Annotated in this window: 15 protein-coding genes; all 15 read right to left on the reverse strand. The window is 42.8% G+C overall.

The genetic code is table 11. The features are described 5' to 3' along the window. Nucleotides 1-3: 3 nt before the first annotated feature. Nucleotides 4-372 carry a 50S ribosomal protein L14 gene (rplN, locus tag I4Q58_RS03455; protein ID WP_203293725.1) on the reverse strand — a complete coding sequence of 123 codons (369 nt, stop codon included), beginning with the start codon at nt 370-372 and terminating at the stop codon, nt 4-6. Nucleotides 373-374: 2 nt separating this feature from the next. Beyond that, nucleotides 375-632, reverse strand: a complete 258-nt coding sequence (gene rpsQ / locus I4Q58_RS03460; protein ID WP_203293727.1) for a 30S ribosomal protein S17 — start codon at nt 630-632, stop codon at nt 375-377. Between the two features lie 17 nt (nt 633-649). Continuing rightward, nucleotides 650-841, reverse strand: a complete 192-nt coding sequence (rpmC, locus tag I4Q58_RS03465) for a 50S ribosomal protein L29 (protein ID WP_203293729.1) — start codon at nt 839-841, stop codon at nt 650-652. Between the two features lie 19 nt (nt 842-860). Beyond that, nucleotides 861-1,280 (reverse strand): 50S ribosomal protein L16, encoded by a 420-nt coding sequence (gene rplP / locus I4Q58_RS03470; protein ID WP_203293731.1) that lies wholly within the window; start codon nt 1,278-1,280, stop codon nt 861-863. Nucleotides 1,281-1,298: 18 nt separating this feature from the next. Next, entirely contained in the window at nt 1,299-2,015 is a 717-nt protein-coding gene (gene rpsC, locus I4Q58_RS03475) for a 30S ribosomal protein S3 (RefSeq protein WP_203293733.1), read from the reverse strand. Between the two features lie 7 nt (nt 2,016-2,022). Further along, nucleotides 2,023-2,430, reverse strand: a complete 408-nt coding sequence (gene rplV / locus I4Q58_RS03480; protein ID WP_203293735.1) for a 50S ribosomal protein L22 — start codon at nt 2,428-2,430, stop codon at nt 2,023-2,025. Between the two features lie 6 nt (nt 2,431-2,436). Continuing rightward, complete coding sequence (rpsS, locus tag I4Q58_RS03485; RefSeq protein WP_203293737.1) at nt 2,437-2,715, reverse strand: 30S ribosomal protein S19; 279 nt, start codon at nt 2,713-2,715, stop codon at nt 2,437-2,439. Nucleotides 2,716-2,718: 3 nt separating this feature from the next. Beyond that, nucleotides 2,719-3,552 (reverse strand): 50S ribosomal protein L2, encoded by an 834-nt coding sequence (gene rplB, locus I4Q58_RS03490; RefSeq protein ID WP_203293739.1) that lies wholly within the window; start codon nt 3,550-3,552, stop codon nt 2,719-2,721. Nucleotides 3,553-3,580: 28 nt separating this feature from the next. Continuing rightward, nucleotides 3,581-3,871 carry a 50S ribosomal protein L23 gene (rplW, locus tag I4Q58_RS03495; protein WP_203293741.1) on the reverse strand — a complete coding sequence of 97 codons (291 nt, stop codon included), beginning with the start codon at nt 3,869-3,871 and terminating at the stop codon, nt 3,581-3,583. 7 nt (nt 3,872-3,878) lie between these two features. Further along, the gene (rplD, locus tag I4Q58_RS03500) at nt 3,879-4,508 is read right to left on the reverse strand and encodes a 50S ribosomal protein L4 (protein ID WP_203293743.1); all 630 of its coding nucleotides are present in this window, start codon (nt 4,506-4,508) and stop codon (nt 3,879-3,881) included. After that, complete coding sequence (rplC, locus tag I4Q58_RS03505; RefSeq protein ID WP_203293745.1) at nt 4,508-5,122, reverse strand: 50S ribosomal protein L3; 615 nt, start codon at nt 5,120-5,122, stop codon at nt 4,508-4,510. Before rplC ends, rplD begins: the two co-directional genes overlap by 1 nt. Nucleotides 5,123-5,399: 277 nt before the next feature. Next, a complete protein-coding gene (rpsJ, locus tag I4Q58_RS03510; RefSeq protein ID WP_115122895.1) occupies nt 5,400-5,705 on the reverse strand; it encodes a 30S ribosomal protein S10 in 306 nt (101 codons plus the stop codon). A 10-nt stretch (nt 5,706-5,715) separates the two neighbouring features. Continuing rightward, nucleotides 5,716-7,851 (reverse strand): elongation factor G, encoded by a 2,136-nt coding sequence (fusA, locus tag I4Q58_RS03515; protein WP_203293747.1) that lies wholly within the window; start codon nt 7,849-7,851, stop codon nt 5,716-5,718. Between the two features lie 5 nt (nt 7,852-7,856). Then, entirely contained in the window at nt 7,857-8,333 is a 477-nt protein-coding gene (gene rpsG, locus I4Q58_RS03520; protein WP_203293749.1) for a 30S ribosomal protein S7, read from the reverse strand. 24 nt (nt 8,334-8,357) lie between these two features. Then, nucleotides 8,358-8,732, reverse strand: a complete 375-nt coding sequence (rpsL, locus tag I4Q58_RS03525; protein WP_203293751.1) for a 30S ribosomal protein S12 — start codon at nt 8,730-8,732, stop codon at nt 8,358-8,360. Nucleotides 8,733-8,870: the final 138 nt, after the last annotated feature.

The raw sequence follows: 8,870 nt of genomic DNA on the forward strand, positions 1-8,870 counted from the left end.
GTATTATAGCACTTCAGGTGCCAATGATACTATTTTCATGAATTGTTTATCACGAAGCTCACGTGCTACAGGACCGAACACACGAGTACCGCGCATTTCCCCTTGGGGGTTTAGCAATACACAGGCGTTATCGTCGAAACGAATATATGATCCGTCGGGTCTTCGAACCTCTTTCACGGTACGAACGACTACTGCCGTAGACACAGCTCCTTTTTTGATGCTTCCGTTTGGAGTTGCCTCCTTTACGGTCACTACAATCTTGTCGCCTATAGAAGCGTACCGTTTTTTAGTACCTCCCAACACTCGGATACACAATACTTCCTTGGCACCGGTGTTATCTGCTACTTTAAGTTTTGATTCTTGTTGTACCATGATTATTTAGCTCTTTCTAATATTTCTACTAGTCTCCAACACTTGGTTTTACTTAAAGGCCGTGTTTCCATGATCTTTACAGTATCACCTTCGTTGCAGTCGTTTTTCTCGTCGTGCGCTACGTACTTCTTTGTCTTAAGTACGAACTTACCGTACATTGGGTGTTTTACCTTTTTGGTTTCAGAAACAACAATAGATTTCTCCATTTTGTTACTGGTAACAACCCCTATACGCTCTTTTCTTAAATTTCTGTTTTCCATCTTTCAGCTTCGTACCGTTATTGATTCTCTCTTTTAGTTAATTCGGTTGCAATACGCGCGATTGATCGGCGCTGCGTCCGTAGTTGAATTGGATTTTCCAACGGTGAAATGGTGTGTGCCATTTTCAGGTCTGAATATGCCTTCTTCGATTCGGCAAGTTGCTCCTGTAGTTCCGCTGTGGATGCTTCTTTTATTTCTGACTGTTTCATGATTCGAAAATTTCAAAAATTATTCTTGATAGTCCCGGGACACTACAAACTTTGTTCGTACAGGCAATTTCTGAGCCGCAAGTCTCAAGGCTTCCTTGGCGGTTGCCATAGGCACACCTGAAACCTCAAACATAATTCGACCCGGTTTTACAACAGCTGCGTAATATTCGACAGCCCCCTTACCTTTACCCATACGTACTTCCAAAGGCTTTTTAGTAATCGGCTTATCTGGGAATATCATAATCCAGATAGAACCCTCCCTTTTCATATAACGGGTTGCAGCAATACGGGCAGCTTCAATTTGACGCGCTGTGATAAACTCGGCATCCATAGACTTGATTCCGAAGGTTCCATTTGCCAATCGATGTCCTCGATTTGCATTTCCCTTCATACGGCCTTTTTGCTGTTTCCGGTATTTTGTTCTTTTAGGTTGTAACATGATTCTGCTTTTAAAAAATTACTTTCTGCGACGCGATTTGTTTCCACCTCGCCCGGATCCTTTGTTACCTCCTTTTTTGGATAATCCTACCAAAGGAGAAAGATCTCGCTTACCGTACACTTCACCTTTCATAATCCATACTTTCACTCCTAATCTACCATAGGTAGTATGTGCTTCGATCAATGCATAATCGATATCGGCACGGAATGTTGAAAGTGGGATACGACCTTCCTTGTACGCCTCTGTACGTGCCATTTCAGCGCCGTTAAGACGACCAGAAATCTGAATTTTGATACCTTCTGCGTTCATACGCATAGCAGCCGCAATAGCCATTTTGATTGCACGACGGTATGAGATTCTGTTTTCAATTTGTCGGGCAATACTAGAAGCCACTAAGTTAGCATCTAATTCAGGTCGCTTGATCTCGTGAATGTTGATCTGTACCTCTTTTCCGGTAATTTTTTTGAGCTCTTCTTTCAACTTGTCTACTTCCTGTCCGCCTTTTCCGATAATGATACCGGGGCGAGCGGTGGTAATAGTAACGGTTACAAGCTTTAGGGTACGCTCAATGATGACCCTAGACACACTAGCTTTACTTAAACGAGCGTGAAGATACTTTCTAATCTTGTCGTCTTCGGCCAATTTATCGCCGTAGTCGTTGCCACCGTACCAGTTGGATTCCCATCCTCTAATGATACCTAGGCGGTTACCGATTGGATTTGTTTTCTGTCCCATTTATATTCTAGCTTTGTGTGTTTTCGTTAGCGCCCAATACGAGTGTTACGTGATTGGAACGTTTTCTAATTCTGTGCGCACGTCCTTGTGGTGCTGGGCGAAGACGCTTCAACATCTTCCCTCCGTCCACTCGGATTTCCTTAACAAATAAATCAGCGTCCTCTAGCGTTGCATCTTCATTCTTAGCTTGCCAGTTTGCGATAGCGGAAAGCAAAAGCTTTTCCAATCGACCAGCCGCTTCTTTTTTGCTGAACTTTAAAATGTTAAGCGCTTTATCTACTTTTTCGCCACGTACCAAGTCTGCGACCAAACGCATTTTTCTTGGTGATGTTGGGCAATTGTTCAATTTGGCGAAGTACTGTGTTTTCTTCGCTTCCTTGATACGCTCTGCTCTTTCTCTTTTACGAACTCCCATGGCTTATTATTTTTTTCCTTTATTTTTATTTCCACCGTGACCACGGAATGATCTTGTTGGTGAAAATTCTCCTAACTTATGTCCCACCATATTCTCGGTCACATATACAGGAACAAATTGCTTTCCGTTGTGTACGGCAATTGTTTGCCCTACGAAGTCTGGAGTGATCATCGAAGCACGAGACCAAGTCTTAATGACTGTCTTCTTGTTCGATTCCACGTTCTGTTGAACTTTTTGATCCAGCTTATAGTGAACGTATGGTCCTTTTTTTAATGATCTAGCCATAACTTATTTCTTTCTAGTCTTTCTTCGTTCAATGATATACTTGTTGCTAGCCTTCGTACGCTTACGAGTTTTATACCCCTTTGCAGGCAATCCTTTGCGTGAGCGTGGATGTCCTCCAGAAGCGCGGCCTTCCCCACCACCCATTGGGTGATCTACTGGGTTCATAACAACCGCACGGGTACGTGGTCTTCTTCCCAACCAGCGTGATCTACCTGCCTTACCAGAAACCATCAATTGGTGGTCGCTGTTGGATACGGCACCGATGGTAGCCATACAAGTAGTTAAGATCATACGGGTTTCACCGGAAGGAAGCTTCACGGTAGCATACTTCCCTTCACGAGCCATAAGTTGTGCGAACGCACCAGCACTTCTTGCTAGTACGGCACCTTGGCCAGGACGAAGTTCTATACATGAAATAATGGTCCCTAAAGGAATGTTGGCAAGGGTCATAGCATTTCCAATCTCAGGAGCGGTTTGCTCGTCGGAAACGATATTTTGACCTACTTGTAGACCATTTTGTGCAATCACATACCGCTTTTCGCCATCTTGATAATTAACAAGTGCGATAAACGCGGTACGGTTAGGATCGTATTCTATAGTCGCGACAGTAGCAGGAATACCATGCTTGTCACGTTTAAAATCGATAATTCGATAACGTCTTTTGTGACCACCACCTTTGTAGCGCATGGTCATCTTTCCTTGACTGTTTCTACCTCCTGACTTTTTTAACGGAGCGAGCAAGCTCTTCTCCGGCTTATCAGTCGTTATGGCGTCAAACCCATTCACGACTCTAAATCGCTGTCCAGGAGTGATAGGTTTTAGTTTTCTTACTGACATCTTTCGTCTAATTTAATTTAAGCGCTGCTTAAATATTACTGTAAAAATCTATTGTATCACCTTCCGTCACCTGTACAATTGCTTTTTTATAAGCATTTGTTTTACCAGTTTGAACCCCAGATTTCGTATATCGAACTCGGCGGTTTGGACGGACATTCATTGTGCGAACTTTTTCAACAGAAACACCGTAAGCATTTTCAACTGCTTTCTTGATCTCTATCTTGTTCGCCTTAGGATTAACCACAAATGTGTAGCGGTTATTCAACTCTGCATCTGCAGTGGCTTTTTCTGTAATAACAGGTTTTATTAAGATATTCATCTTGCTTCTATTTACTCAAGTTTTCTTCAATTGCTTCCAAAGAACCTTCAAACAATACAACATTGTTTGCATTCATAATTCGGTAAGTGTTTAGTTCTGAGTTAGTTATAACTTCAGCACCCTTCAAATTACGCGAGGACAAATATACATTATTATTCGACTCTCCCAATACAAACAAGGTTTTTTTATTCTCAAGCTCAAGGCCTTTCAAAACGGATATAAATTCTTTCGTTTTTGGAGCGTCGAATGAAAAGTCTTCGATTATGGTAATCGCCTTTTCATTTGCCTTCATACTTAAGGCAGAACGACGGGCCAAACGCTTCAAGTTTTTATTCAATTTGAAAGAATAGTCTTTCGGACGAGGACCGAATACACGACCTCCACCTTTAAAGATTGGCGACTTGATACTTCCCGCACGGGCTGTACCAGTACCTTTCTGTTTCTTTATCTTACGGGTAGAACCTACGATTTCTCCACGCTCTTTCGCCTTGTGCGTTCCCTGGCGCTTATTCGCCATGTGTTGCTTCACATCAAGGTACATAGCGTGATCGTTTGGTTCGATACCGAAAACATCCTTGGAAAGCTCTACTTTCCGACCGGTGTCTTTTCCTTTAATATCTACTACTGCTACCTTCATTATTTCTGAATTGTTACATAAGCGTTTTTGTGACCCGGCACACAGCCTTTCACAACAAGTAGGTTCTTCTCAGGCACTACTTTCAACACTCGTAGGTTTTGTACTTTCACTTTTTCATTTCCCATTTGGCCGCCCATACGCATTCCCTTGAATACTCTCGCAGGGTACGATGCAGCACCAATAGAACCTGGCGCACGTAAACGGTTATGTTGACCGTGGGTAGCTTGTCCCACACCACCAAAGCCGTGTCGTTTTACAACCCCTTGGAAACCTTTACCCTTGCTTGTTCCGGAAACATCCACGAACTCACCTTCTTTAAAGTGTTCCACAGTGATCGTATCACCAAGTTTATACTCATTTGAGAAGTTCTTCTTGAATTCGACAACTTTACGCTTTGCAACGGTACCTGCTTTCTTGGCGTGGCCTTCGGCAGCTTTACTTGCAGTCTTTTTGTCATCGAAACCAAGCTGAAGAGCTTCATACCCGTCAACCTCATCGGTTCTGACTTGGGTAACAACACAGGGGCCAGCTTCGATAACGGTACACGGAATGTTCTTTCCGTTCTCGTCGAATAGGCTGGTCATCCCTATCTTTTTTCCAATTAACCCAGACATATTAGTTTTAGATTTAAGACTTGAGATTTGAGGCTTACCTCAGGATCCCTTGTCAATTATTACTACTATTTGAATTCAGAATGAAGAAATCGGTTTCGACATTCATCCTTCGTTAAAATTTTTATTTCAATGCAAACGGGGTCAAAATAAATCCGACCCCGAATGTTACTTTGTTCTCCGTTTTTCCCCAACCGTCGCTGAGGACATTTTAGTTTGATCTTTACCTAATCGTTAGGATACGATTCTCGCCTTCGCGGGAATAGAAATTAAAGTGTACTTACACTTTAATTTCTACCTCCACACCACTTGGAAGCTCTAATTTCATAAGAGCATCGATGGTCTTGGAAGAAGAGCTATAGATATCCAACAGACGTTTATAGCTGCTAAGCTGGAATTGCTCACGACTCTTCTTGTTCACGTGCGGCGAACGCAACACGGTAAAAATCTTTTTATGTGTTGGCAATGGAATTGGACCGGTTACGGCAGCTCCAGTGCTCTTTACAGTCTTTACGATTTTTTCAGCAGATTTGTCCACTAAATTATGATCGTAAGATTTTAATTTGATTCTAATTTTTTGACTCATTGCTGAATAATTAAACGTTAGCGGTTCCTCTTGCCTCTGCAATCACTTCTTCTGAAATATTAGAAGGTGTTTCGGCATAGTGTGAAAATTCCATTGTAGAAGTTGCACGACCTGAAGACAAGGTTCTCAATGTGGTTACATATCCGAACATTTCAGCAAGCGGCACTTCTGCCTTGATTACTTTAGATCCTGAACGATCGCCCATGCTGTTCACCTGACCGCGACGACGGTTCAAGTCACCTACAATATCACCCATGTTTTCCTCTGGAGTTAATACCTCCAACTTCATAATAGGCTCCATAATTACGGCACCAGCAGCTTTCGCAACCGATTTAAATCCAAGTTTAGCAGCCAATTCGAATGATAACTGATCGGAATCCACAGGGTGGAACGAACCATCCTTTAGGGTTACCTTCATGCTATCTACTTCGAATCCGGCCAATGGACCATTTTTCATCGCTTCCTTAAATCCTTTTTCAACAGATGGAATAAATTCCTTAGGAACATTACCACCTTTAATCTCATTTACGAATTCAAGTCCGTCAGCTTTCTCATCTTCACATGGGCCAAGGGTAAATACGATATCGGCGAATTTACCACGACCACCCGTCTGCTTCTTGTATACTTCACGGTGATCTGCTGACTTGGTTACAGCTTCCTTATACTCAACCTGAGGCTTTCCTTGGTTTACTTCAACCTTGAATTCACGTCTCAAACGATCCACGATAATATCCAAGTGAAGCTCACCCATACCAGAAATAACGGTTTGCCCTGAAGCTTCATCGGTACGAACCTGGAATGTTGGATCTTCTTCAGCCAACTTTGCAAGTGCCATACCTAATTTATCAACATCCGCTTTCGTCTTAGGCTCTACCGCGATACCAATTACGGGATCCGGGAATTCCATAGACTCAAGAACGATAGGTGCTTTTTCATCAGAAAGGGTATCTCCTGTTTTGATATCCTTAAATCCAACAGCCGCTCCAATATCTCCTGCTTCGATATAATCGATAGCATTTTGTTTGTTGGAGTGCATTTGGTAGATACGAGAAATACGCTCTTTCTTCGCTGAACGATTGTTCAACACATATGAACCTGCATCCAAGCGACCAGAATAGGCACGGAAGAATGCCAAACGACCTACGAAAGGATCGGTAGCAATCTTAAAGGCCAAGGCCGAGAAAGGAGCAGTTACATCAGGCTTACGAACTTCTGTTTCACCTGTTTCTGGGTTTGTACCCTCAATCGCATCCTTATCAACAGGTGAAGGAAGGTAACGACATACAGCGTCCAATAGGAACTGTACCCCTTTATTTTTGAAGGCAGAACCACAGATCATAGGGATGATACTCATGTCCATTACGGCAGCACGAAGCGCAGCATGCACTTCATCTTCAGTAATAGAGTCTTCATCTTCCATGAATTTCTCTAAAAGGTTCTCATCGTAACTCGCTACTTCTTCAATAAGAAGTGCACGATACTTACGAGCCTCTTCTTTCATATCTTCAGGAATATCCACTACATCAAACGTAGACCCCATTGTTTCATCATGCCAAATAACGGCACGGTTCTTCACTAGGTCAATAATTCCTCTAAAGTCGGCCTCGTCACCAATCGGCAATACGATTGGCACGGCATTCGACTTCAACATATCTTTTACCTGCTGGCAAACATTCATGAAGTTAGACCCTTGACGGTCCATCTTGTTTACAAAGCCCATACGCGGTACTTTGTAGTTATCTGCCAAACGCCAGTTTGTTTCGGACTGTGGCTCAACACCGTCTACTGCACTGAACAAAAATACCAATCCGTCCAACACACGAAGCGAACGGTTCACCTCTACTGTAAAGTCAACGTGACCGGGAGTATCGATAATATTAAAGTGGTAATCTTTTGTTTCAGGAAGCTCCTTAGCGTTTTCCATCGGGAATTTCCAAGTACAAGTAGTAGCAGCAGAGGTAATAGTAATACCACGCTCCTGCTCTTGCTCCATCCAGTCCATAGTCGCTGCACCATCATGTACTTCACCAATTTTGTGACTTACACCTGTGTAGTACAGGATACGTTCTGTAGTTGTGGTTTTACCGGCATCGATATGCGCGGCAATTCCTATATTTCGTGTAAATTTTAAATCTCTTTGTGCCATTTTTTTTAGAATCTGAAATGTGAGAATGCTTTGTTTGCTTCGGCCATACGATGTGTATCGGTACGTTTCTTAACCGCAGCGCCTTCTTCTTTGGCAGCCGCCAAAATTTCAGCAGCCAATTTTTGCGCCATTGACTTCTCATTTCGTTTGCGCGCAAACTGGATCAACCACTTCATAGCAGTTGAAATCTTTCTGTCCGGACGAATTTGCATTGGAATCTGGAACGTGGCCCCTCCAACGCGACGGCTACGAACTTCTACGTGAGGCATTACATTAGACAATGCGTCTTTCCAAAGTTCGAGACCTGTTTTCTCTTCGTCTGTTTTTTTCTCTTCCACGATATCGATCGCATCGTAGAATACTTTAAAAGCCACCGACTTTTTACCGTCCCACATCATGTTATTGACAAAACGCGTTACCAACTGGTCGTTGAAACGCGGATCTGGTAAAAGCGGTCTTTTCTTGGCCTGTCTTTTTCTCATGTCTTCTCTTTAAAAGTTTTGTTCTTACTTTTTGGGTTTCTTTGCACCGTACTTAGACCTACGTTGCGTACGGCCTTCGACACCAGCGGTATCTAATGCACCACGCACGATATGGTATCGCACACCAGGCAAATCCTTAACCCTTCCACCTCTTACCAATACTATCGAGTGCTCTTGGAGGTTGTGTCCTTCACCGGGGATGTATGCGTTCACCTCTTTTCCATTGGTTAACCGAACCCTTGCAACTTTACGCATCGCAGAGTTAGGCTTCTTAGGAGTAGTGGTATATACACGCGTACACACACCGCGACGTTGCGGGCACGAATCCAAAGCAGCCGATTTACTCTTCTTGGTAATCTTGGCTCTTCCTTTTCGTACTAATTGTGAAATAGTTGGCATATAAAATCCTCGTTAAATCTAATTTTAAATTTCAGTTCCCCACTAAAAGGGCGTGCAAAGGTAGGAAATATTCTCAATTAATCAAACGTTACCTAATTTATTTTCAGATACTTTTCAGAAAACAATTTTTGCCTTCTT

Source organism: Luteirhabdus pelagi, from assembly GCF_016827595.1.
Classification (GTDB): Bacteria; Bacteroidota; Bacteroidia; order Flavobacteriales; family Flavobacteriaceae; genus Luteirhabdus; species Luteirhabdus pelagi.